Annotated in this window: 19 protein-coding genes and 2 pseudogenes; 8 read left to right on the top strand and 13 right to left on the bottom strand. The window is 71.0% G+C overall.

Annotation, left to right across the window (positions count from 1 at the left end; translation table 11 throughout):
• Positions 1 to 125 precede the first annotated feature (125 nt).
• A complete protein-coding gene (lanL, locus tag DVA86_RS27230; RefSeq protein WP_208882247.1) occupies positions 126 to 2,933 on the bottom strand; it encodes a class IV lanthionine synthetase LanL in 2,808 nt (935 codons plus the stop codon).
• A 266-nt stretch (positions 2,934 to 3,199) separates the two neighbouring features.
• Entirely contained in the window at positions 3,200 to 3,913 is a 714-nt protein-coding gene (locus DVA86_RS27225; RefSeq protein ID WP_245997234.1) for a LuxR C-terminal-related transcriptional regulator, read from the bottom strand.
• A 380-nt stretch (positions 3,914 to 4,293) separates the two neighbouring features.
• Here DVA86_RS27225 and DVA86_RS27220 point away from each other — a divergent pair, with 380 nt between their 5' ends.
• Together DVA86_RS27220 and DVA86_RS27215 are read left to right on the top strand one after the other, a co-directional pair.
• Positions 4,294 to 4,755, top strand: a complete 462-nt coding sequence (locus tag DVA86_RS27220) for a hypothetical protein (RefSeq protein ID WP_208882243.1) — start codon at positions 4,294 to 4,296, stop codon at positions 4,753 to 4,755.
• The gene (locus DVA86_RS27215; protein ID WP_208882241.1) at positions 4,752 to 5,060 is read left to right on the top strand and encodes a winged helix-turn-helix domain-containing protein; all 309 of its coding nucleotides are present in this window, start codon (positions 4,752 to 4,754) and stop codon (positions 5,058 to 5,060) included. Before DVA86_RS27220 ends, DVA86_RS27215 begins: the two co-directional genes overlap by 4 nt.
• 415 nt (positions 5,061 to 5,475) lie before the next feature.
• Here DVA86_RS27215 and DVA86_RS27210 read toward each other — a convergent pair whose 3' ends face one another.
• The 4 genes and pseudogenes from DVA86_RS27210 to DVA86_RS36325 all read right to left on the bottom strand — a co-directional run.
• Positions 5,476 to 6,396: an AraC family transcriptional regulator gene (locus tag DVA86_RS27210; protein ID WP_208882239.1), complete on the bottom strand. Its 921-nt coding sequence runs from the start codon at positions 6,394 to 6,396 to the stop codon at positions 5,476 to 5,478.
• A 24-nt stretch (positions 6,397 to 6,420) separates the two neighbouring features.
• On the bottom strand, positions 6,421 to 7,356 hold the full coding sequence (locus tag DVA86_RS27205; protein ID WP_208882237.1) for a zinc-binding dehydrogenase: 936 nt from the start codon (positions 7,354 to 7,356) through the stop codon (positions 6,421 to 6,423).
• A gap of 213 nt (positions 7,357 to 7,569) precedes the next feature.
• On the bottom strand, positions 7,570 to 8,640 hold the full coding sequence (locus tag DVA86_RS27200) for a helix-turn-helix transcriptional regulator (RefSeq protein WP_208882235.1): 1,071 nt from the start codon (positions 8,638 to 8,640) through the stop codon (positions 7,570 to 7,572).
• A gap of 72 nt (positions 8,641 to 8,712) precedes the next feature.
• Positions 8,713 to 8,814 (bottom strand): annotated as a pseudogene (locus DVA86_RS36325) (IS982 family transposase); the annotation flags it as partial.
• Between the two features lie 148 nt (positions 8,815 to 8,962).
• Here DVA86_RS36325 and DVA86_RS27195 point away from each other — a divergent pair.
• From DVA86_RS27195 to DVA86_RS27170, 6 genes and pseudogenes are all read left to right on the top strand, one after another.
• Positions 8,963 to 10,087, top strand: coding sequence for a PrgI family protein (locus tag DVA86_RS27195; RefSeq protein WP_208882233.1), 1,125 nt, complete (start codon positions 8,963 to 8,965; stop codon positions 10,085 to 10,087).
• A complete protein-coding gene (locus DVA86_RS27190) occupies positions 10,084 to 12,009 on the top strand; it encodes a VirB4 family type IV secretion system protein (protein WP_208882231.1) in 1,926 nt (641 codons plus the stop codon). The genes DVA86_RS27195 and DVA86_RS27190 overlap by 4 nt, the downstream gene beginning before the upstream one ends.
• A gap of 126 nt (positions 12,010 to 12,135) precedes the next feature.
• The gene (locus DVA86_RS27185) at positions 12,136 to 12,978 is read left to right on the top strand and encodes a GP88 family protein (RefSeq protein ID WP_208882229.1); all 843 of its coding nucleotides are present in this window, start codon (positions 12,136 to 12,138) and stop codon (positions 12,976 to 12,978) included.
• Positions 12,979 to 13,025: 47 nt separating this feature from the next.
• A complete protein-coding gene (locus tag DVA86_RS27180) occupies positions 13,026 to 15,575 on the top strand; it encodes a DUF8128 domain-containing protein (RefSeq protein ID WP_208882227.1) in 2,550 nt (849 codons plus the stop codon).
• Between the two features lie 181 nt (positions 15,576 to 15,756).
• Complete coding sequence (locus tag DVA86_RS27175; RefSeq protein WP_222623372.1) at positions 15,757 to 16,683, top strand: replication-relaxation family protein; 927 nt, start codon at positions 15,757 to 15,759, stop codon at positions 16,681 to 16,683.
• Positions 16,684 to 16,766: 83 nt separating this feature from the next.
• Positions 16,767 to 17,282, top strand: a pseudogene (locus tag DVA86_RS27170) (lytic transglycosylase domain-containing protein); the annotation flags it as partial.
• 132 nt (positions 17,283 to 17,414) lie between these two features.
• On the opposite strand, the gene DVA86_RS27165 reads toward DVA86_RS27170, so the two are convergent.
• The 7 genes from DVA86_RS27165 to DVA86_RS27140 all read right to left on the bottom strand — a co-directional run bounded on the left by DVA86_RS27165 (position 17,415) and on the right by DVA86_RS27140 (position 22,945).
• Positions 17,415 to 17,951, bottom strand: a complete 537-nt coding sequence (locus DVA86_RS27165) for a hypothetical protein (RefSeq protein ID WP_208882223.1) — start codon at positions 17,949 to 17,951, stop codon at positions 17,415 to 17,417.
• A 232-nt stretch (positions 17,952 to 18,183) separates the two neighbouring features.
• The gene (locus DVA86_RS27160) at positions 18,184 to 19,212 is read right to left on the bottom strand and encodes a DUF4007 family protein (RefSeq protein WP_208882221.1); all 1,029 of its coding nucleotides are present in this window, start codon (positions 19,210 to 19,212) and stop codon (positions 18,184 to 18,186) included.
• 524 nt (positions 19,213 to 19,736) lie between these two features.
• The gene (locus DVA86_RS27155; RefSeq protein ID WP_208882219.1) at positions 19,737 to 20,915 is read right to left on the bottom strand and encodes an acyl-CoA dehydrogenase family protein; all 1,179 of its coding nucleotides are present in this window, start codon (positions 20,913 to 20,915) and stop codon (positions 19,737 to 19,739) included.
• 653 nt (positions 20,916 to 21,568) lie between these two features.
• Entirely contained in the window at positions 21,569 to 22,075 is a 507-nt protein-coding gene (locus DVA86_RS27150; protein WP_208882217.1) for a hypothetical protein, read from the bottom strand.
• Positions 22,072 to 22,311: a hypothetical protein gene (locus DVA86_RS27145; protein WP_208882215.1), complete on the bottom strand. Its 240-nt coding sequence runs from the start codon at positions 22,309 to 22,311 to the stop codon at positions 22,072 to 22,074. Before DVA86_RS27145 ends, DVA86_RS27150 begins: the two co-directional genes overlap by 4 nt.
• 210 nt (positions 22,312 to 22,521) lie before the next feature.
• Positions 22,522 to 22,644: a hypothetical protein gene (locus DVA86_RS35995; RefSeq protein WP_281279324.1), complete on the bottom strand. Its 123-nt coding sequence runs from the start codon at positions 22,642 to 22,644 to the stop codon at positions 22,522 to 22,524.
• Positions 22,645 to 22,795: 151 nt separating this feature from the next.
• Positions 22,796 to 22,945 (bottom strand): hypothetical protein, encoded by a 150-nt coding sequence (locus tag DVA86_RS27140; RefSeq protein ID WP_208882214.1) that lies wholly within the window; start codon positions 22,943 to 22,945, stop codon positions 22,796 to 22,798.
• Between the last annotated feature and the right edge of the window lie 260 nt (positions 22,946 to 23,205).

The following is a 23,205-nucleotide window of genomic DNA, read 5'->3' as shown; positions in this document are numbered from 1 at the left end:
GTGCGGTCTCTCGCACCCCCTCCCCGTACTCGACGTGGGTACGGGCTCCACCCGCGCGCGGCCGGAGCTCGCACCGTGGTCGGGAGAGGGTTCTGGGGCCCGCCCGGCGGGGCGTGGCCCGCCGCTCACCGGAGGCCCTCCGGCGCCAGGGCGAAGTCGTCCACCATCCACCAGCGTTCGCCGCCGTGGCGCAGCCGGTGCAGGAATCCCAGCGAACCGGCCAGCCCGAGGCCGTAGCTGTAGGTGGTCCTCAGGGACGCTTCGTCGACGGGAACGAGGCGGCCGTCGCGCAGCACGCACAGCCGAGCCAGGCAGGTGGCGTACTCCTCGGCCCAGTCGCGGTACACCCGTTCACCCGTGGCGGCCGCCATGTCGAGCAGGAACTCGGCGTTGCCGGCGATGCCGTGACAGTGGTTCGCGGACAGGAACCACTTCTCGGCACGGGTGGCCACCGCCGCACGGTGTGCGGCCTCGCGGTACCTGGCCTCTCCGGTGGCGCGCCACAGCCGGATCAGGAAGGTGCCGATGCCGGAGGCGCCACTGCACCACCAGCACACCCCCTCCTGTGGCTCCTCGTCGCCCGGCTGCGGCGGCGAGACCGGCCAGGTAGCGCCGTCCCCCTGCTCCCGGGCGACGCACAGCAGGTAGTCGCCTCCCTCGGCGGCCGTCGTCAGCAGCTCGGGCCGGTCCAGCTCACGAGCGGCGGCCATCAGGAACGTGCAGATGCCCGCGACCCCGTGTGCGTACCCCAGGTGTGTCGGACCGCCCGCCGAGCGGCCACCGGGCGAATCGGCCAGCCGCCACTGCGTCGACCCACCCGACGGGCGGGCGGCCTGCGCGGACTCGGCGCAGATCGCCACCCGGCGGGCCAGCTCGTCGTCGCCGGTACGACGCCACAGGTGGAGCTGGGCAAGGCCCGAACCGGCCACGCCGTGGGTGACATCCGGGTTGGCCCACGCGACCGGCAGCCGCTTCGCCCGCTCGACCGCGCGCCGCATGGCGTCCTCGTCCCCCAGCGCCTCGGCCGCCTCGTACAGCGCCCAGCAGGTGCCGGCGCGGCCGAAGAAGAGGCCGGGCAGGAGCCGTTGGTCCTGGCGCAGCCGGGCCTCCAGCCATGTCACCGAGGTCCGCAGGGCACCCCGTACGGCGTCGGCCCCGGCGGCCCCGGCGGCCCCGTCGGTCCCGTTGCTCCCAGGCCCGTCAGTCCCGGCGCATTCGCCGGTGGCGCCGAGGGCCAGCGTGCGCCGCAGCGCGTCGATCGAGCCGGCGCAACCCGCCTGCAGGCTCAGCGGGTCGGACTGCCGGCCGCCGTACGGAAAGGCCGGCCACAGGGTCCGTTCGTCGTCGGGCGTCATCGCCGCCACGAGTTCCCGTACGGAGTCGTCCAGCAGCCGCTGCTGCTCGCCCGCCGGCAGCCGTACGGGTGCCGCCGAGCCGTCGTCGTGCTCCCGTGCCGCCGTCGAGGCGAGCAGTTCCCGCACCCGCGTCAGCCCGATGCGCTGCCGCGGGTCCTGCCGCAGCAGGCCCAGCACCAGCGGCGCCAACGCGCGCAGGGTGGGGCTGGTGCCCGCGACGGCCTCCACCAGGGACGCCACGCGGCCGTCGAGCGGGCGCGGCTCGGGGGAGGAGTCCTCGGCCAGCAGCGGGTGGATGCCGGTGCTGAGGTGGAAGAGCGACGCACCCAGGCTGTACAGGTCGGTCTCCTGGCCGGGCGCCGGGTGGCGCGCCGGGCCCGACATCTCCTCCGGCGCCACGTACCCCATCGTCATCACCCGCGTCACCTGCTCGCCGGGGCGGGTCACGAACTCGGTGTCGATCAGCACCAGTTCGCCGTCGGGGGTGACCATGACGTTGTTCGGCGTCAGATCGCGGAAGACGAGGCCCTTGCCGTGGACGGTGGCGACCAGGTCGACCAGCCGGCGTGCCACCGGCAGCACCGCGTCCAGGGAGACGAGGCGGCCGGGGTCGTCGCGTACGTGGCGGTCCACCCACGCCCGCAGCGTCACGCCGGGTATCTCCTCCTCCGCGAGGAAGACGTGGTCCTGGTACTCGAAGAGCGACACCGGGCGGGGCGCGATGCCCATCCCCTCGAAGAGGCGCAGGATCTCGTGCTCGTTGCGCAGGTAGTCGCGGGCGTCGGTGCCGTCGGACTCGGCCGCGACGTACGGGCGGGCCTCCTTGATGACGACCGTACGGGCGGTGCGTTCGTCCTTGGCACGGTAGACACCGCCGCGGTTGGAGTGCCTGATCGCTTCGAAGACGGCGAACCGGGAGTCGAGCAGCACCCGCTGTTTGCCGCGTTCCCCGTCGCCCCGAGCCGGGGCGGGGGCCTCGTCGGGAAGGGGCGGCGCGGACCAGGGCACCGGCGCGTACCACGCCTCGCGCTCGTCCTGGTACCAGCTGCCGTCCGGTGCGACCAGCATCGGTACGTACGAGCCGTCGGTGCCGAGGACCTGCTGGCGGCTGGTGAAGCCGCCGTAGCGGTAGTGCACCAGGCTGCCGGGCCGGTACCGGCGGTCGGAGAGGATCTTCGGGCCGGGCATGCCGTCGGTGGCCTGGTGGAGTTCCTCGACGAGCTCGGCGAACTGCCGGTCGCTCTCCGGGTAGACGGTGAGGAACTTGCCGCTGCTGCCGCGATGGCAGCGCACCGACAGCAGCTGCCGCAGCTGGGCGGCGCCCTTGGCGAACTTGAAGGCGACGCCGCGTTCGAGCAGCACACGGGCGGCGCCCTGCAGTACGGGCACCGCGGAGCGTGGCGTCGCCGAAAGGTGGATCTTCCAGCCCTGCGGCCGTGAGCAGTGCCCGGGGGGCAGCACGTGGCACCACATGTCGTCCGCGGAGTGGTGCCACCCGTGGAGCGCGACCGTCTCGTCCCTGACAGCGAGGAAGTCGTCGACGTAGAGATGGCCGGGCTGCTGGGTCTCGCTGGTCACGGGTGACTCCAGGCGGAGGGGACGTACGCGCCGGGTGATCGGCGCGGCTCTCACGCTAGGGAGTCCCGTGTCCCGGACTCCCGGGGCAGCTGTCTCGAAAATGTCCCCGCATGGAGGTCCCGGTTCCGGTTACCGCCCCGTTTTCGGGGTGTTCGCCCCGGCGTCGCCCGTGCCCGGCCACACGGCGGTGGCCTGGCACGGCGGTGGCCACACGGCGGTGGCCTGGCACGCCAAAACGGTTCGGCATGCACCGGCCACGCCCGTGGTCAGGAAAGGACCCCCAGTCCGGCTTCGCGTGCCCGTACCACCGCCTCCGCCCTGTGGTGCACGTCCAGCTTGACGAGGATCTGCGAGACGTAGTTGCGCACCGTCTTCTCCGTCAGCACCAGGTCCTTGGCGATACGGCCGTTGCTCCAGCCGCGCGCGAGCAGGTCCAGTACCTGCGTCTCACGCCCCGTCAACTGCGGGAACATCGACCGGCACGACGCCGTGTGGGGCGTCGAGAAGTATTCGTTCAGCCGCTTCGCGATCACGGGGCTGAACACGGCACCGCCCTCGGCAACGATCTCGATGGCGCGCAGCAGCTCACGTTCGGAGGTCTGCTTGGTGATGTAGCCGCTGGCCCCGGCCCGCAGGGCCGCCATCACCGAGTCGTCGTCGTCCTGGACGGAGACGGCCAGCGCACGCGGGGCCCTGCCGCCGCGGACCCCGTTCGCTCCGTTGGCCCCGTTCCCCCCGTCCGCCCCGTTCACCGCGCCGTCCGGCGGGGCCGGTTCGGACCGCAGAGCCCGGATGGCGACGGTGCCCGCGCCTGCCTCCGACCGGGGGTCGATCAGTACGACGTCGGGCGCCGGAGACAGCTCCTGCAGCAGGTGGAGGGCCCTTTCGGCCGACTCCGCCTCACCCGCCAGTTCAAAGCCCTCCGCGTCGGACAAGAGGTGGCGGATGCCGGCGCGGAACAGCGCCTGCTCGTCAACCACAAAGACACGCACCGCCACCCCGCACCCCCTCGACGCGCCGGTCCGGGCACGTTCGCGCGGCGGCAGCGCGGGCGAGGGCCCGCCGTCTTCGGTGCGGCGATTCCGGTTCCGTATCCCCGACGGCATGCATGCCGTACCTCCCCGTTGATGTCCCTTGGACGGTCCCCGACCCCAGGAGGTCAACCCGGGGCCACGCGATTTTCGGGCAGTGTAGTGGAGCGTCCGGAGAACGCGATCTCGCAGACGATCAAGGGGACTTGACCGACGGCACAGGCGGCGCCGACGCCCGCCGGGCCCCAGGTCGCGGCGAGCACCGACCTTGACTTTCCCAGCAGGAAAGTGAAACGCTCACTTTCCTACCAGGAAACAGAGGTCTCATCATGGACGCCATCGCTTCGGAACAGGCCCGCGCCTCGCTCGACGCTGCCGAACACGCCCGCCGCCAGGTCACCGAGGAGATCGGCCTGCCACCCGGCTACTGGTGGGCCATGGCCGCCGGCTGGCTGGTACTGGGCGCATGCGGCGCGGTGCTGCCGTGGCTGGCAGGCATCGCGGCGGGCCTCTTCGGCGCGGGCCACGCGGTGTTCGCCTCGCGACTGCTCACCGGACGGCGGCGCACGCGGCAGATCCAGGTGAGCGCCTCCGTCGCCGGCCGCCGCATCCCCGTCGTCGTGGTCGGCATGCTGCTCGGTCTCGTCGCGGTCACCGTCCTGGCGGCGCTCGCGCTGGACGCCGACGGCGCCGGCCACGCGAGCATCTGGGCGGGGGGCCTGATGGCGGTCGTCATCGGGTTCGGCGGACCGGACATCCTGCGCGTGCTGCGTGGTTGGGCGCGGGCATGACCGCGGCGAAGTTCGACGAGTTGATCCACCCCAGCACCCGCCTGTCGCTGGTGGCGACGCTGGCCGCCGCGGACTGGGCCGAGTTCGCCTTCCTCAGGGACCGGCTGGGGCTCTCGGACTCGGCGCTGTCCAAGCAGCTCGCGACCCTCGAAGAGGCCGGTTACGTCGCCACGGAACGCCGGATCAGCGGCAGCCGCCGAAAGGTACGGGCCCGGCTGACCCCCGCCGGCCGCGAGGCCTTCGACGGCCACATCGCGGCACTCCAGGCGATCGTCGACGCCGCACACCCGGCCGACGGGCTTTAACACCGTGTACCCGGTACCGGGCGGCTGCGGGCCGATCGGCCCCAATCCGGGGCCCGGGCGCACAGTCTCTGTCCAGAGCCGAGCGGAAGGCGGGCATCCGATGGGACCAGATGAGGCCAGGCGCGTTGACGCGGTGCTGCGCGCCCTCGCGATCGGAGGGGTCGTGGCACCGGCTGACGCCGGCGATCCCGGCGGGGCATGGCGGGTGTACGACGCGCGGACCCGGCCGTACGGCGGGACGTCACCGCGGACGTACTGGCCGCCGTCGTCGGGCACTTCAGTGGCCAGCCGCCCGCTCCCCTTCAGGGGGAGGCAGGGCCGACGCGGAGCGCGCAGAGGGGCGGCGGCCCGCAGAGGGGATTTGTCATCACACCCGAGGACTGGGACTCCACCTGACCGACGCGGGGCGCCGCGATCACCCGCGAAGCCGGGAACGGTACTCGCCCGGCGGCATGCCCCGGGCACGCCGGAAGGCGCGGCTGAACGCGTGCGGAGAGGCGTAGCCGACCGCGCCGGAGATCGACTCGACCGGCTCGTCGGTGTCGCGGAGCCGGACGGACGCCAGGTCCATGCGCCACTGCGTCACGTACGCGCCCGGCGTCTGTCCGAGAGCGGACCGGAAGTGCCTGGACAGCGTCGTACGGGAGACCGCCGTCGCGGCTGCCAGGGACTCGGTGGTCCAGGGGTGTTCGGGTCGGGCGTGGACACATGCCAGGGCGTCGCGCACGACCGGGTCACGCGTCGCGCCCAGCCACGAGCCTGACCGCATCTCCGGGTGGCGGGCCAGCCAGACGCGTACGAACTGGATGAGCAGCAGGTCGACGATGCTGTTGACGGCGGCGGCGGTGGTGCCGGTCTGCGGGTGCGCGAGCTCCGCCGTGAGGAGCTCGACGGTCTTGCCGAGCTGCGCGTTCTCCCGGCTCGTGATGTGCATGGGCCGGGCCAGGGAGGTGAGCACCGGCGTACTCACCTCCGGGTCCTGCTCGTAGTGCAGGACGAGCACTTCCGTCTGCGCCGGCGCCGAGCCCAGGTGCAGGGCGCTGCCCTCGGTGAGGGCCCGGTCCGTCGCCTCCCGGTCGCAGGAACCCATCGTCGTACTGGCCCCGCTCGCTATCCCGTGGGCGGTGCCCGGCGACACCATGACGGCCTCTCCTGCCCGCACCTCCACCGGTTTCCCGCCCGGGACGTGGAGCCACACCGTGCCCCGGGACACCACGTGCAGTGCCCCTCCCGGATAGGAGTCCAGCCAGAGGCCCCAGGCTCCTCCGGCCTTCAGCACGACCCCGAGCGCTCCTCGCGCACCCGATACACGCAAGGCCTCCGCGAGTACGTCCACCGTTCCATTCTCGCCGACGGAAGATCAGACCACGTCGAGAACTATCTTTCCGTGCACCTTCCGCGCGAACAGCGCCTGGACGGCATCGTCCACGTCCCGCCAGTGGCCGCGCAGTCCGACGGGTGCCGAGAGCCTCCCGGCGGCCATGAGGTCCAGCAGGTCCGTCAACTCCCCGCCGGTCGGCGTCATGTCGCCGTAGGTGGCGATGCTGCGGGGTTCGCCGAAGCCAAAGAGAGCCCCCGACGGGAACGTGGTGTCCTGCCCCGACGAGTATCCGACCAGGTGGATGGTGCCGCCCTCGGCGAGGGAATCCCACGCCTGGGCCAGCAGCGGTCCGCCGACCGTGTCCAGGACGAGGTCGAACCGGCGCTCGGTCTCGGCCGGGCCGGTCAGGCCGGTCAAGTCCGCCGGGTCGGTCAGGACCCGGTCGGCCCCGAGTTCGCGGAGTCCGGCGGCCCGGTCCGGCGAACCCACGAGTGCCGTCACCCGGGCGCCCGCCAGCGCCGCCAGCTGAACGGCGAAGTGCCCCACGCCCCCGCTGGCGCCCGTGACCAGGACGTCGCGCGCCAGCAGGGAACGCTTGCGCAGCACCCGCAGCGCGGTGACTCCGGCGATCCCGAGCGCGGCACCGTCGGCCAGGTCCACGCCCTCGGGAACGGTGCCGAGCGAGGCGGGTCTGACGGCCACCCGCTCCGCCCACGCGTGGGGCGACATCCCCACCGCGACGCGCGTACCCTCGGGTGGCCCCGAGCCGTCGGACGCGGCGCGCACCACGACGCCGGCCGCGTCGTGACCGTGCACGGTGCCGGCCGGCCACTGGTGCACGTAATTCAGCTCTCCGAAGTTGAGACCGATGTGCCGTATCTCGACCAGCGCCTCGTCGCTGGACGGCTCGGGCTCATCGGCATCGGCGAACCGTACGGGTCCGGCCTCGCCGTGATCGACCACAAGGGCGCGCATGGGTGGGATTCCTTCTCTCGCGGATACGCCTGAACACTCGGCGCGGCAGGGCAGGGGACGGAGTGCGCGAATGCCGCACAGCCGCCTCCTTGAACCCTTACGCAGGGCCGGTACGGCGACCAGTCCCGTGAGAGCCGATCAGTTGACGATCTGTGTCAGTGCGGCTCGCGCGCGGCGCCGGGTTCCGCACGCCGCATCGTTTGCGGCAACACGTCAGTCCTGGGGCGGAGTCCGGCGGGCCGAGGCCGTGAGCCGTTCGGCCAGGGCCTCGACGAGGCCGCGCAGTTCGTCCGGCCGGTCGATGACGAACGGCCGGTCGAGCGAGGCGAGGACGGCGGGCAGCCAGTCGAGCCGGTCCACGCGCAGTCCGACGCGTGACCAGCGCTCGGTCTGCGCGTCCGCGCCTCCCGGGGACGGCAGTTCGTGGACGACGGCGACGCTGGGCGGAAGCCGCGTGTGGATGTGCTCGGCCGTGGCCTGGACGCGCAAGGACACCTCGTACCGGTACGGAGCCGTGGCGAGCGCCGTCAGCACGCGCTCCGCCGGATCGGCGGCGGGCGGCGGTTCGAAGGAGCCCGGCAGGGTCCGTACGTCGGTGATGCGGTCCAGCCGGAACGTACGGTCCTGGCCGGACGTGAGATCCGCAGCCGTCGTGTACCACTTCCCGGAGTGAACGACGAGGCCGTGCGGATGCAGTGTCCGCTCGCTGTGGCGGCCGTCCGCGGAGGTGTAGCGGATCGTGACCGGCCGGTGGTGGTTCACCGCGTCGGCGATCGGAAGGAGCACTTCGGTCGCCGGGGCCGCGGCCGGAGTGCGGGGCGGGGCCGTGAAGGCGAGGCTGCCGAGCACGGCGTCGAGCCTGAGGCGCAGCCGTCCGGGCAGGACCCGCCGGATCTTGGCCGCCGCCGTCTCGCTCGCGGTGCCCGTGCCCGTGTTCGTGCTCGCGCCCGCGCCCGTGCTCGTGCCCGCGCCCGTGCCCGTGCCCGTGCTCGTGGAGGGCGTCAGTCCGGCCCGCTCGCCCGCGACCAGGCCGAGCGCCACGGCGAGTGCCTCGTCGTCGTTCAGCATGAGCGGCGGCATGCGGTGGCCGGGGGCGAGCCGGTAGCCGCCGTGGCGGCCGCGTACCGACTCGACGGGTATGTCGAGGTCGATGAGGTGGCCGATGTAGTGCCGCACCGTACGTTCGTCCACGCCGAGCCGGTCGGCGAGTTCGGCCGCCGTACGGATGCCGCCCGACTGCAAGAGCTCCAGCAGGGCGAGGACGCGGGCGATGGGGCGGGGCATGTCCGGAAGTCTCCCTCGTATACCGGGCGGGTTTCGCCCGGTATACCTCCTAGATGAATGAGTCCGATGTTCTTAGTGGTCGTAGGCGATGAGAGATCGTTTGCTTCGGGCTCCGGTGGTCCAGTTGTGCCAGATGGCCGTGGCCAGGGCGAGGAGGCGTTGACCGGTGCGGGCGGTAGGGTAAGTTTTCTGTGCAAGCAGAAAACGGTAAACGGGGTAGGAGTCCGTCCTGTGGGCTCGGAGAGGTGTAAAAGAGACATGGCTACCTCCTGGGCCGCGGCCGACCCCGCCGCATCGGCCGCGGCCCAGGAGGTAGCCAGCCATGACGCAGTCGATACGGATCCCCGCCGACGTGGACCGCGAGGACACCGTCCTGGCGAACCTGACGGCACGACAGCTGACGATCCTCGCGGTCACCGGCATCGTGCTCTACGGCATCTGGTCCGCCACCCGGTCGCTGGTGCCGCTGCCCGTCTTCGCCGTCGCCGCCCTCCCCGTGGGCGCGGGTGCGGCGCTGCTGGCCCTGGGCCGCCGCGATGGTCTGTCCCTGGACCGCCTGATGACGTCCGCGCTGCGACAGCGCCTGGCGCCCCGCTTCCAGGTCGCCGCCCCCGAAGGCCTCCACCCCGCCCCCGCCTGGCTCACCGGGAAGGCCACACCCGCACACGGGGAGGACTATCCCGGTGGCGACGTCCACCCCGCTCCCGTACGAATGCCGGCAGAGCAGGTCACCGAGACCGCCGCGGTGGATCTGGGCGGCGACGGGCTCGCGGCGGTCGCGGTGTGCAGCACCGTCAACTTCGCCCTGCGCACCCCCACCGAACAGCAGGCGCTGACCGGCGCGTTCGGACGCTACCTGCACTCCCTGACCGCCCCCGTCCAAGTCCTGGTGCGCACCGAACGACTCGATCTGTCCGCGCAGATCAACGAACTGCGCGCCAACGCGTCACAGCTGCCGCACTCGGCGCTCGAGGCCGCTGCGCGCGAGCACGCCGACTACCTTGTCCAACTGGGCCAGCAGACCGATCTGCTGCGCCGTCAAGTCCTCCTCGTACTGCGTGAACCCCTGCACACGGCCGTTCCGGTGGACGGGCTCGGCGGCACCTCGCTGCTCTCCGCCCTCACTCCGTGCAAGCGCACGCGGCGGAGCGCGCAGCCGGATGACGCCACTCTCCACGCGGCGCAGACTCGCCTGGCACGCCGTCTCGGCGAAGCCGTCGAACTCCTGGGCCCCAGCGGGATCACCGTCACCCCGCTGGATCCCGGGCAGGCCACCGCCGTGTTGGCAGCGGCCTGCAACCCCGACAGCCTGCTGCCGCCCTCCCCGTCCCTCGCCGCCGCCGATGACGTGATCACCACCCCGCCCCCGGTCGAGTACGGGAGCCGGGACGGCGGCGCTGAAGAGAGCTGGCTCTCCGGCATGCCAGAAGGGAGGTCTGCGTCATGAAGCGTGCACGTGCCCGCCGGTCAGCACCGCCTGCGCGCCGCCACCCCGCGGCGGAGGCGGTGCAGCCGGACAACAGCCCTGCGCTGACCCCGGACACGTTGGCCGTGGGTGCCCGGCACCTGGAGGTCGGGGGCGAGCTGGTGGCCTCGTTCGCCGTCACCGGCTTTCCCCGCGAGGTCCATCCCGGGTGGCTGCAGCCGCTGCTGACCTACCCCGGACGCGTCGACGTCTCCTTGCACGTCGAGCCGATCGACCCGGTCACCGCAGCCCGGCGCCTCAAGCGGCAACTGGCCAAGCTGGAGTCCGGGCGCCGCTACCGCGAGGAGAGAGGGCGGCTCCTCGACCAGTACGTGGAGGCCGCCACCGAGGACGCCTACGACCTCTCAGCCCGCGTCGCCCGCGGCGAAGGCAAGCTCTTCCGTCTCGGCCTGTACCTGACCGTGCACGCGGCCAGCCGTCAGGAGTTGGAGACCGAGGTCGCCGCCGTCCGCGCGCTTGCCGCCAGCCTCCTGCTCGATGCGAAACCGACCAGCTACCGCAGCCTGCAAGGCTGGGTCACCTGCCTGCCGCTGGGCCTGGACCAGGTACGGATGCGCCGCACCTTCGACACCAGCGCGCTGGCCGCGGCCTTCCCCTTCACCAGCCCCGACCTTCCCCCCGCCGACCCCACCACGGTGGCCGCTGCCCCGGCCGGGGTGCTCTACGGCTACAACACCGCCTCCCAGGGCCTGGTCCACTGGGACCGCTTCGCCCTGGACAACCACAACAGCGTCATCCTCGGCCACTCCGGCGCCGGCAAGTCCTACCTCCTCAAGCTGGAACTGCTGCGCTCCCTGTACCGGGGGATCGAAATCCACGTCATCGACCCTGAAGACGAGTACGCCCGCCTCACCCACGCGGTGGGCGGCACCTACCTCCACCTCGGCGCCGACGGTGTACGCCTCAACCCCTTCGACCTGCCCCTGTACACCCGTGAGGACGGGCGCCGCACCGCGCCCAAGGACGCCCTGGTGCGCCGTGCCCTGTTCCTGCACACCGTCATCTCGGTCCTGCTGGGCACCGGGCTCACCCCCGCCGAGCGGGCCGTACTGGACCGGGCTATCACTCTCACCTACCAGCAAGCGGGCATCACCTCCGACCCGCGCACCTGGACCCGCCCCGCCCCGCTGCTCGCCGACCTCGCCTCGGTCCTGGAAGAGTCCAAGACCCGCGCGGCCAACGACCTCGCCGCACGCTTGGACCCCTACGTTCGCGGCGCGTTCTCCGGCCTCTTCAACGGCCCCACCACCACCCGCCCCGAGGGCCACCTGGTCGCCTACTCCCTGAGGGATCTCGCCGAGGAACTGAAGCCGATCGGCACCCTGCTGACCCTGGACACGGTCTGGCGGCAGGTCTCCAACCCCGCCCTGCGGCGGCCCCGCTTGGTCGCAGTCGACGAGGCCTGGCTGTTGATGAAGGAGCCCGCAGGTGCCGACTTTCTCTTCCGCATGGCCAAAGGTTTCCGGAAACGCTGGGCCGGACTTACCGTCGCCACCCAGGACACCGCCGACGTCCTCGGCTCCGAGCTCGGGAAAGCCGTCGTGGCCAACGCGGCCACACAGATCCTGCTGCGCCAGGCCCCGCAGGCCATCGACGAGATCACCGCCACGTTCAACCTGTCCGAGGGAGAGCGGGAGTTCCTGCTGGCCGCCGACCGCGGCCAAGGGCTGCTGGCGGCCGGAACCCAGCGCGTCTCCTTCGAAGCGATCGCCTCACCGGCAGAACACCACCTGATCACCACCGATCCCGCTGAACTCGCCGCCTACGCCGAACACGGCGCCACCGCGGCCGGTACCGAGTCATATCTGGATCTTGATTCCGGCAGTGACGTGCACACCTTCGACGCCGACCCCGATGACTCCGTCGATCTCGACGCCCGCTGAGCCCTCCGAACTCGGGGCCACAGCTCACCAGGGGACGGCTCCACGGCAACACGCCGTCCGCGTGCGCGTCTTCGAACCCCACGACAGGCAATGGACCGCCGCTCGCACCGCTTGAAGGGCACCCTCATGTCCTCCACTCCATCCGGGTCCACCCCATCGCCGCGACCAACCCGCCTGCTGACCCAGAACCGTGAGATGCGCGCCATCGGTGTCTGGAACTGGTCGCTGCCCGCCTGGGCCGGCCGCCTGCCTGATGGCCGCAGCTACAACACCTGCCCCTCGGCCGGGGTCTGCCGCCAGGTCTGCTACGCCCGGCACGGCACCTACACCTGGCCCGTCGTTCGGGCCAAACACCAAGCCAACCTCGCCTTCGTCCTGGACGACCTGCCCGGCTGGGAAGACGCAATGACCACCGAACTGGGCGCCGCGAAGTTCCGCGGCGCCTGGATACGGATCCATGACTCGGGCGACTTCTTCTCCGACGCCTACACCTTCGCCTGGCTCCGGATCATCTGCGCCCGCCCCGAGGTGAACTTCTACGCCTACACCAAGGAAGTCGCCCGCTTCCGCGCCCTGGTGGAACCACAAGCCCCGGAGAACCTCCTATGGGTGTACAGCTACGGCGGCATCCATGACAGCGCGCTGGATCCCGAACACGACCGGGTCGCCGACGTCTTCCCCGACGAAGAGGCCATCACCGAAGCGGGGTGGCACAGCCAGGAAGCAAACGACCTCCTCGCCGTACTCGGGCCCCGGCTGGTCGGTATCCCCGCCAACCGCATCCCGCACTACCTCAAACGCCTCGATGGACGCACGTTCCGTTCCTGGCAGGCCGAAGTCGACGCCGAACGCCACGAACGGCTGCACGGGCGCCGCCCCCCGCTGCGGCTGCTCACCAACGACCGTCCGCAGGTCACGGAAGAAGACCAGGACCGGTCCGTCGCCGAGCAGCGCGACCGTGCTGCCTGACATCCCGCTGCCCGCCCGCTGTTCGCCGTTGGAAGGTCACCGCCGCCATGTCCACTATTCCCGCCCCGCTCCCGCGGCTCCCGGCACAAGGCGCTACGTCCAGCTCTTCAGCGGCCAACTCGCCGCTGACGGAGTATCTGCGCGACCCCGCAGGCGCACTGCACGCCCTACTCGCGCACTTCCAGCACTGGGCCCTCACCTGGGGGCTCCTCGTCGGTCCGGCCGTTGCCGCCCTTGCTGCCGGGCTGGTGTGGGCCCGCTGGTGGTGGCGCCGCCGCTGCCGCCACCAGTTGGCCGAGGACGCGCGGTTGGTCCAGATCCTGCCGCCGCCCACGGTCGATGCCGAGGGTGCCGCCGCGCTGTGGGCGAACCTGGTGGGCCTGCTGCGGCCGGCGTGGCGCCGTATGGTGACCGGCCAGCCCCACCTGGCCTTCGAGTACGTCTTCGACCGGGAGACCGTTCACCTCCAGGTCTGGGTGCCCGGCGTCATCCCGCCGGGGATGATCGAGCGGGCCGTCGAGTCGGCCTGGCCCGGGGCGCACACCCGCACCACGCCCGCCACCGCGCCCCTTCCCTGCACGGCTCCGAACGGTCAGCAACTGCTCGCGGCTGGAGGCGAGTTGCGGCTGGGGAGGCCCGAGGCGCTGCCGCTGCGCACCGAGTTTCCCGCCGACCCGATCCGCGCTCTGCTGGGCGCGCCGGTCGGTCTGGGGCCACGCGAGCAGGCGGTGGTGCAGGTGCTGGCCCGGCCGGTGGCCGGGCGGCGGGTGACAAGGGCCCGCCGCGCGGCCCGGCGACTGCGGGCCGGGCAGTCGCCCCGCCTGGTCAGCGGCCTGCTGGACCTGGCCACCCCCGGCCACCACCCCCGCTCGCGCTCCCGTTCCCGCACCGGCGGGCCGGTGCTGGACCGGCAGACCACATTGGCGATCTCGGCCGAGGACCGGGTGATCGTCGCCAAGCAGCGCGGCGCCCCGTACGACACCCGGGTCCGCTACGGCATCACCGCCACCGTGCCCGCCACCGCTTCCCAGGCGGAGTGCACGCGGGCTTCAGAGCAGCTGCGCGGTCGGGGACATGCGATCGCCTCCGCCTTCGCCGCGTTCACCGAGCACAACTACTACCGCCGCGCCCGCACACGCTCCCGGCGCCTGGTGCCACTCCTGGCCGAACGCCGCCTGGATGACGGGGACTTGCTCTCCGTCGCGGAGCTGGCCGCACTGGCGCACCTGCCGTGGGACGAAACGGTGCCCGGCTTGCAACGCGCAGGCGCCCGCGCCGTACCGCCCCCACCCGGCGTCCCGGCCTCCGGGGCCGGGGTGCGGCCGATCGGCCGCACCAGCGGCGGCCACCCGCGCCCGGTCGCCCTGCGCGTTCCCGACGCCCGGCAGCACCTGCACATCCTGGGCGCCACCGGATCCGGCAAGTCGGAGCTGATGGCGCGGATGATCCTCGCGGACGCCGAGGCCGGACGCGGGGCGGTCGTTGTCGACCCCAAGGGCGATCTGGTCACCGACGTGCTGATGCGGCTCCCGGAAGAGCTCGGCGAGAAGGTGGTGCTCTTCGACGCGGACAGCAAGAGCCGCCCGCCCATCCTCAACCCCCTGGAGGGCACCGACCCGGCACGCAGCGTGGACCAACTCACCTCGATCTTCTCCCGGATCTACGCCGCGAGCTGGGGTCCGCGCACCGATGACATCCTGCGCGCTGGACTGCTGACCCTGCGGGCCCAGCCCGGCACCCCACTGCTGAGTGACCTGCCCCGTCTGCTGACCGACGCCGCCTTCCGGCACCGGGCCACCAGCCGCCTCGGGCCCGAAGACGACATCCTCAAGGGCTTCTGGAGCTGGTACGGCGACCTCTCGGATGCCGCCCGCGCCCAGGTGACCGCCCCGCTGATGAACAAACTCCGCGGGGTACTGCTGCGCCCCTTCGTCCGCGCCGCGCTCGCCGACGGGCCCTCCACTGTGGAGATGGGGCAGGTGCTGGACGGCGGGATCTGCCTGGTACGCATCGCCCAGGACGCGCTCGGCGCAGAGACCGCGCACCTGATCGGATCCATCATCGTGGCCCGCACGTGGCAGGCCGCCACCGCCCGCGCCCGCACCCCACAAGACCGTCGCCGGGACTGCGGGCTATACATCGACGAAGCACACAACTTCCTCCACCTGCCCTACCCGTTGGGCGACATGCTCGCCGAAGCCCGCGCCTACCGGCTCTCCTTGACGCTGGCGCACCAGTACCTACGGCAGTTGCCCAAGGAACTCGAAGAGGGCATCAGCACCAATGCCCGCACCAAGATCCTTTTCAACGCCTCACCCGAGGACGCCCGCCACCTGGCCCGGCACACCGAACCCCGGCTGACCGCACACGACCTCTCCCACCTCGACGCCTTCCACGCCGCCGTACGCCCGGTCCTGCACGGCGCCGAAGCCCCAGCGTTCACCGCCGTCACCGAGAAACTCCCCCCACCCATCCCCGGGCGGGCCAAAGCCATCCGGGCCGCGGCAGCACGCAACGCCCGGCACCGGCCTGGCCGGGTGCCGCTGAGCAAGAACCGCGATCGGTCGGCTCATGCCGATCCGCGGCGTACGCGGTGAACAACGTGCAGCGCCCGGGCCACAGGCGCATCTGCCCCGCGCCGTCGGCTCCGATCGCCCCGTCCTGTCATCCGTCTCATGGAGGTGAAACCTCGTGATCACCAACCACACCCCGCAACGACAGCTGCGCGGGCACATGCCCCAGCGCCCTACCCCCCGCGCGGCAACTACCAGCGACCACATGGCGAAACTCGCGAAGTACCTCACCCCGCGCGATCGTTGGCTGGCCCGGATGCTCTTCGAGCACTCCGTGTTCACCAGCCACCAGATCGCCTCGCTGGCCTGGCCCACCCACCGAGCCGCCAACCTGCGTCTCCTTCAGCTGTTCAAGTGGCGCGTCCTCGACCGCTTCCAGCCCTTCATCACCGCCGGCACCGCCCCCATGCACTACGTCCTCGACACGGCCGGAGCCACGCTGCTGGCCCGCGAAGACGGTCTGGAGCTTCGGGAGCTGGGCTACCGGCACGACCGTGCTATCGGCATCGCCCACTCCCTCCAACTCGCGCACACCACCGGCATCAACGGCCTCTTCACCGCTCTCTCCGCTCGTACGCGAAAAGGCCACAGTGGCGGCGAGTTGACCGCGTGGTGGTCCAAGGCCCGCTGCCAGCGGCACTTCGGTGACGTCGTACGCCCTGACGCCTACGGCCGCTGGTACGAGCCTCGCGCTGGCGCCATCGAGTGGTTCCTCGAATACGACTGCGGCACCGAAGCACTCGGCGTCCTAGCGGCAAAGATCGACCGCTACGCCCGCCTGGCCGCGACCACCGGCATCACCACCCCGGTACTGATCTGGCTGCCCAGCTCTCGCCGCGAAGCGGGCGCCCGCCGCGTCCTGGCTGAGGCTCTCGCCGCACTGGATGACCCGTTGCTGGTACCGGTGGCCACCACCAGCGGCGATCTCCTCGGCCCCGAGAGGCACGGTGATCCCGCTCTGGGCCGCTGGCTTCCCCTAGCGCCCGCCCGACCTCCCGGGCCCCGCCTGTGGCTCGCCGAGCTCGCCGGAGCCTGGCCGCACCTGGCCCCGCTCTCCACCCACGACGCCTCTATGCCTGCCTCCGGAGATCTCCAGGCACCGCCACCCGTCGCCCCGCTGATGCGGAGGTGAAGCAGGTGGGCAAGATCCTCCTCACGGTGCTGGGCGGCCTCGTCCTCTTGACGGCCTTGGCTGCCGCCGCGGCCGGAAGCGCCCTGTCCATCGTCCTCGGCGGAGGCCCCGGCGGGTCCGGCGGGCCGGGAGGTGCGCGTCCGGCCGGGCTGGCCAAGGGCACCGTGCCGGCGGCCTACCAGGATCTCGTACGCACGTGGGGGCAGCTGTGCCCGCAGATCAGCCCCGCGCTGTTGGCCGCCCAGCTCTACCAGGAAAGCGGCTTCCGCCCGGACGCCCAGAGCCCGGCGCAGGCGCAGGGCATCGCACAGTTCATCCCCGGCACCTGGGCGACCCATGGCATCGACGGCGACCGTGACGGCGACAAGGACGTCTGGGACCCCAAGGACGCCATCCCCTCCGCCGCTTCCTACGACTGCGAGCTGGCGGGCTACGTCAAGGACGTGCCCGGCGACCCGACACAGAACATGCTGGCGGCCTACAACGCGGGCGCGGGCCGCGTCACCCAGTACGGCGGCGTGCCGCCGTATACAGAGACTCGCAATTACGTGAAGGTCATCCGGGACCTGGAGCAGAAGTTCGCCGCGCACAAGGGGCGCCGCCTCGACCGAGATGGATAGGTCGCCTGAGGTAGGCGCACGGTGGCGCCAGCGCCGCCGCCTCGCTGGTTGTTGCGCGCTGCCCGAGGAAGCCGGGTGGGCAGCCCTTCGGGGCGCGGACGCGCGGAGTTCTCACCCTGGGGCTCCGCCCGTCCGCGAGGTGACTTTGCGCAGGGCGATCGTGGCCAGTGCCGTAACGACAACCATCGCGCGGGGAGAGTCAGCGGCCGGCCGGAGCGCCGCCACGACATCCCCCATGGGTGGCGCAGCCTGCAACGCGGTATCGATCAGCACGCGGGCGCGACGGACGTGGGCAGGTGGCCGGTTGGTCCGGGTGAGGTCGTCGATCGCGACTTCCGGTTGGCCGCTGTCGCGGTTGATCGGTTGCAGGCCGTCCAGGACGAGCCGTGCTTCTTCTCGCCGACAGTGGGTGAGAGCCACGGCGTCGGGGCGACCGTCTGGACGACGGAAGGGGACGGCTGGGCAGTGCTGGGCGGTGAGCATCACCAGCACGGCAGCGAAGTCCAGCAAGCTGACGAACCCGTATCGGGTGCGCAGCATCGTGATCACGGCCCTGGCGGTTGGCCGGTCTTCTTGGTGGACGATGCTGTCGATATACACGATGACGGCACCCCCGATGGTCGGCCAGTAGTCATCGGTGCGGCTCAACTGTTCGCTCCTTTCTGCGAGTGGGTCAGGTGCCCAGCACCGCGCCGCACAGGAGAGTCGGGCGGCTGCTGTGCGCGGTCGTCGGAAGCTGTGTGTGTCGCGTCATCCAACGGCCGTGTCAGTGCCCGAACCCGGGATGAAGGGCCCGGGGCAGGTGCACGAGGGTGGCCGGCGTGCGCAAGCACCGGACTCGGCCCGATGTGGCGGAGGTGACGAGGAGTTCCGCGGTGGTTCAGCGCTGACTGGCGGGTCCGTCCAAGCGGCGGTAGCGGGCGGCCAGGAGGCGGTCGGCCAGGTCTCCCGGCGGCTCGGTGAAGGCCAACAGCTCTTCGCCGTCTCCCGAGGCGGCCAGCCGGACGCCCCGGCCCGTCGGCCCGACTTCGACCTGTTCCAGGGCCGTACGCAGGGCGCGCCGGTCGGCCAGCAGCAACCGCCCGGGGCCGACCGGGTCGGTGTGCAACCGGCCCAGGGCAATGGCGCCGGGGGCACGCACGTCTTGAAGCTGGGCGTACTGCAAGCAGGCGTAGGCGAGGATCGCGCGTGGGCAGCAGGAAGTGCCGCGGTGACGGTTCACCCGCAGGTCCCTATCGGAGGGCCGCGTCGTCCGGGGCTGTTCGCCGAAGTGAGCCTCAGCGGCGGCGAGTTCGAGAAGGCCGAGCTGGCGGAAGGGGTTGCTCACGTACTCTTCCACCGCGTGCGCGCTGGGCCGGTCTGGCTGGCCGGTAGTGCCGTACATGGAGACCAGCGCGGTGATATCGCGTTGGATGCGGCGATCAGCCGGTCGTGACCAGCCGGTGGCGACCGCGGCGTCCTGCACGGCAGCCTGCAACTCCGCTCGGGCGAAGCGCGACCTGCCCCAGATGCCGAAGAGGTAGCGGAAGGTGGGCACGTGGCACGGCTGCGCGCTCAGCAGCCACCAGTGGAGCAGCCACAAGGTGGCCGCCTCTTCCAGGTAAGGATCGGCTCCCTCCTCCTCCTCCAGAAGCCAATGCCCGCGGCCGGTGGCACAGACCGGCCGGGGCCCACCGCAGGCGCGCTCGTCCTGACGGATGAGGCCGAAGGCGAGCGACCAAAACCGCATCGGAGCGACTATCGAGGAGCCCACCCCCAGCGTGCCCGGTGCCTTGGCACGGGCGAAGGCCTGGGTGTCCTCGCGCAGCGCTGCATGCACCTTCACTGGCCATCCCCAGCGCGGCGGGTAACCGTTGTGCCGAGCGAAGGCGGGCACGCAGCCGCTCAGCAGCGTCTGGTCACGAGCCATCACAGAACCACTCCCTTCGCCGTCATCGATGGGTGCCGCTGGGGGTTCGGGCGCTGTTCCGGCCGGACCGCCAGCGCGGCAGCCGTTCGCTCCGCAGCAGGCGGGACTGCCGTCGGAGCACTCGGCGCTTGAGCGCCGGTCTTCGAGGGAGGTGTCTCCGAGGGGGTCAGCGGCCTGCGCCGGGGACGGACCGCCGATCGCCGTCGATGCCAGCCCGCTGCGAGAGAGAAGATCGCCCTGTAGGTCACGTGCCGCCGCACAGCGCGCTCGGGCAGCGGCCATTCAACGGGCGGTGCGGAGCTGCTGTTTTAAGCGCGCAGTAGGTAGCGCCTGGCTTTGTGTACGAGAACGGGATCTGGCACAGATCTTGGGACCGGTCGCAGAGGGTGAAGTGTTGTTCAATTGAAACGGTGGTCACGAGCGCGGCTGTCCGGCTCGAATGGACGGCACGGCGGCGACGGGGACCGGATCTCTGGTGGGGCCGGGTGGTCGGGCGCCCGGTCGCCTGTCCCCGGATGGTCAGGTCAGGTCAGGTCGAGGAAGCTCCACCGGGCGTCCGGCTGGGCACCGCTCATCCACCTGCCGCAGTTCTGGAGCACGACCGGGCTCGACGTGATGTGCTGCGCGCCCGTCCCGAGGTCGCGCAGGAAGCGGTCGACCGGGCCGCGGCGGATCGCCGCCGAACCGGCCCAGCGGTGTACGGCGCTGCCCACCTCGTACACGGTCGAGGTCGTGTGGTTCAGGACGAGACGGATCAGCGTGTCCTGCTCCGTGCTCGGCGACTCACCCTGGTCCAGGCTCTGTTCGACCTCCTGCCAGATGTCGTACACCCAAGCCCGGGCCGCCCGGAACCTGGCCTCCGCCATCGCGTACTCGGCGTGGAACTGGGAGGTGTCGACCGCGGCACCCCGTGAACCGGCGCGCGCCGCGGCGACCCGCTTCAGCTCGTCCAGGAGCCGCCGGCCGACGCCGAGGGCCCAGCCCGTGTGTCCGATCGCTGACATGTTGACCAGGCCGAGGCGGTAGACGGCGCCGCCGTTGACCGGGGTGTCCGTGGTCGCGAGGTAGGTGTACTCGTGCGGTACGTACACGTCGGTGCAGTGGTAGTCGATGCTGTGTGTCGCGCGCAGCCCGAGCACGTCCCAGTTGCCGTCCAGGGTCACCTGAGACTTCGGCATCGCGAGGACCCGCAGCTCATCGGTGCCCTCGACCTGGATCGCGCTGTGGATGTGGGTGGCGTGCGCCATTCCGGAGGCGAACTGCCACTGGCCGCTGACCTGGAAGCCGCCTTCCACGGGGACGGCACGGCCGGGGCGTGTGCCGTGCCCGGCCAGCAGCGCGTACCGTCCGCTGGGCACGTCGGGGAACAGTTCGGCCGCCGCGTCCCGGGCGAGGTACGCCGCGGTGGTCCCGGTCACCATCTGAAGCGCGAAGAGGGTCCACCCGGCGGATGCGTCGTGGTAGCTCGTACGCTCCGCCGTCTCGATCAGCTGCCGCGGCGCGAACTCGTATCCGCCCAGGCTCAGCGGCAGTTCGGCCCGTACGATCCCGGTGTCCAGCAGCGCCCGCGCCGTGTCCTCCGGCAACCTCCCCAACTCCTCGGCGGCATCGGCCCGTTCATCGAGCATCCCGCCGAGCGCGTCGATCCGCTCTAACACCCCCGCCAGTTCCGCACTGACATGCAGCTGACCCTTGCCCCCCATGAAATCCCTCTCCTTGTGGTTGGTTTCCCGATCGTCCCACGCGCGTTTCACGCACCGGCCCGGCGGCCCGGTCCGAATGCTCCAACCAGTCGGATCCGCCCGGCTGTTGAAGTCGGCGTCGTCGGCCCGGCTCATCTCGTCGAGCAGTTGGGGCACCTGCCGTTCGGCACCGGCGAAGGACAGGCTGACCGTCATCCGTGCCGGGGTCTTTCGCGCTGAACAGCAAAGGAAACACCGGACCGTCAGATGGATCACAACACTCTGTTCAGCGAGCGGTAGATCCCTCAGTCTGCGCTGATAGGAATCGTGCACTCGGTTCGAGGAGCGGCCGCAGTCCGGAGAAGCCGCACCAACTGCCCGGTCTCTGGCCACGACGTCGACCGTACCGAAAGTGGCGATCACTGCTTCGACGTCCACGTCGACGATTCGTCGAACACGAGCGAGTCCCAGAACGTTGACGTTCCGTAACCCGGGTCACGGAACGTGTGCCAGACCCGTTCTCGTACACAGAGCCAGTAGCGCCTAAGCGGCTCGACGGTTCTCGTAGGCCTCCAGCACCCGCGTTTCCCGCCCGCAGAGGTGGTGGAGGGGCAACCGTGGCTATCAGGTGCTGCTCGCGGCACAAAGCGCGCTTCAGCGCGCTGGTGGCCGGATCAGCTAGGGCTGCTGGAGCCCTCGTCGTCCACGTCCATCAGGGCGGTCAGCAACGTGAAGCCGGGCATCTCCGGGCGAGGCCGGACGGGTTCGGTAAACACCTTCACCGCGTCGAAGACCGGTTCCCGGTTGGGGCGGCGGGTGTAGGGGACATAGCCGTAGTCGACACCGTCGTCGGCATCGCAGCTCATCCAGGTGATGACCTCTTGTTCGCCTGGGCGTAGAGGATGGTTGGAGACCGCCCGGGCGGCCACCCCGCCCTCGACTTCCTGCCACACCTGCGGTACGGCAAGAACCCAGCGGGTGGCTTCGATCTCCCGGGCCTTGGCCGCGGCGCGGTGTTCGAAGCTGCGGGCGGTGGCCTCATCCCGGAGATAGTCGTAGTCGGACATCATCAAGGTGCGATGGCCGCACAAGGCGACCACGGCCGGACAGTCCCGGGCCAGGATGGCCTTCTGCAGCCGGGCGGCGACATCGCGCAGCAGGGACTCAGTGGTGTCGTTCACCCATGATCACCCCTGGAGGAGTCGTCTTCACGCTTGAAGCGGTAGTAGGTGTCCATGACTTCTACCGACGCGCGTTGACTGAGATGAGAGAGGTACTGCAGGGTCGAGCGTGTGTGAACACGATGACGTCGGCTGGCACGAGTCGGCGCTTCGTCGACCTCCGTGTCATGCATTTCTCGCAGCTCATCGAGCAGGTTCTCTACCGTTGCGATGGCGTTGCTCAAATCGATGCGCACCGTACCTCCAGGGCGTTGCCGGTAGTCTCCCGCAATTGTGGAGGCGAACGCCCTCCGGGGTCGTTGACCATCAGCTGTTCTGGTTGCCTCGCGGTGCGCGTCTCCACCACATTCGTCGATGACGTCCGTGATCATGCCACGCCGCTGGCGCGAGAACCCCTCATGGACCCGGAATTGATACTGACTGCCGCAGGAGCACTCGGGACCGCATCACATCTGTGCGTCCCGCTTGTCGGTGAGCCAGCAGATGTTGCGGCCCACCAGGAAGCGGATCGACCCGGCGGTGTGGACAGCTGCCAGCCTGGGAGCGACGTTGAGGTCGATGGCCGGCACGGCTTGACTCCAGCCGCCCACCGGCAGAACTGGGTGCTGCGCAGATACAGCAGGAACTCGTACTCGGCCTCATACGCGCGGGCAGCGCGACGGCGGGGCCGACGACTCCCGGCGTGCGAATCGCTACCGTGATATCCGGCCAACAGGTCCGCTACGCCGTCCAACGAGACTCGTTCAGGGCGAGCTGCACGCGACGCGCATCCGGCACACTGCAGCCGTCGGCGGTGAAGTAGGCGACATACCACCACTGCCCGCCCGCGCCGAACCCGTCGTGCGGGAACGAGCCGCTGAGCAAGTGCACGGCATGTCTCCACCCGTCGTGGGGCAGATTCAGCAGGCGTCGCAGCATGTCCTCATCTGGCGATGGAGCCCGGCCGTCTCCTCACGCGGCGCCGGGAGTTTTGGCGCCGCTGAAGAGGCGGACCGCGTACTCTTGATGCTCGTCGAGCAGGACAACGGGAAGCTCCGAGATGCCCTCGTGCTGCGCCCGCCTTTCCCTACACGGAATCTGTCTTCCTCTCTCTGCCCGGGAACCCTGCGGAGAGAAGTGCCTGCGACATC

The sequence above is a fragment of the Streptomyces armeniacus genome, from assembly GCF_003355155.1.
In the GTDB taxonomy this organism is placed as follows: Bacteria; Actinomycetota; Actinomycetes; order Streptomycetales; family Streptomycetaceae; genus Streptomyces; species Streptomyces armeniacus.
This window is presented reverse-complemented; position numbering and strand designations above follow the sequence as displayed.

Coding starts and splice junctions, on each gene's coding strand:
- DVA86_RS27220 (WP_208882243.1), top strand. CDS start 4,294: ATGGACGCCATCGCTTCGGAACAGGCCCGCGCCTCGCTCGACGCTGCC.
- DVA86_RS27215 (WP_208882241.1), top strand. CDS start 4,752: ATGACCGCGGCGAAGTTCGACGAGTTGATCCACCCCAGCACCCGCCTG.
- DVA86_RS27205 (WP_208882237.1), bottom strand. CDS start 7,356: ATGCGCGCCCTTGTGGTCGATCACGGCGAGGCCGGACCCGTACGGTTC.
- DVA86_RS27200 (WP_208882235.1), bottom strand. CDS start 8,640: ATGCCCCGCCCCATCGCCCGCGTCCTCGCCCTGCTGGAGCTCTTGCAG.
- DVA86_RS27195 (WP_208882233.1), top strand. CDS start 8,963: ATGACGCAGTCGATACGGATCCCCGCCGACGTGGACCGCGAGGACACC.
- DVA86_RS27190 (WP_208882231.1), top strand. CDS start 10,084: ATGAAGCGTGCACGTGCCCGCCGGTCAGCACCGCCTGCGCGCCGCCAC.
- DVA86_RS27185 (WP_208882229.1), top strand. CDS start 12,136: ATGTCCTCCACTCCATCCGGGTCCACCCCATCGCCGCGACCAACCCGC.
- DVA86_RS27180 (WP_208882227.1), top strand. CDS start 13,026: ATGTCCACTATTCCCGCCCCGCTCCCGCGGCTCCCGGCACAAGGCGCT.
- DVA86_RS27175 (WP_222623372.1), top strand. CDS start 15,757: ATGGCGAAACTCGCGAAGTACCTCACCCCGCGCGATCGTTGGCTGGCC.
- DVA86_RS27160 (WP_208882221.1), bottom strand. CDS start 19,212: ATGGCTCGTGACCAGACGCTGCTGAGCGGCTGCGTGCCCGCCTTCGCT.
- DVA86_RS27155 (WP_208882219.1), bottom strand. CDS start 20,915: ATGGGGGGCAAGGGTCAGCTGCATGTCAGTGCGGAACTGGCGGGGGTG.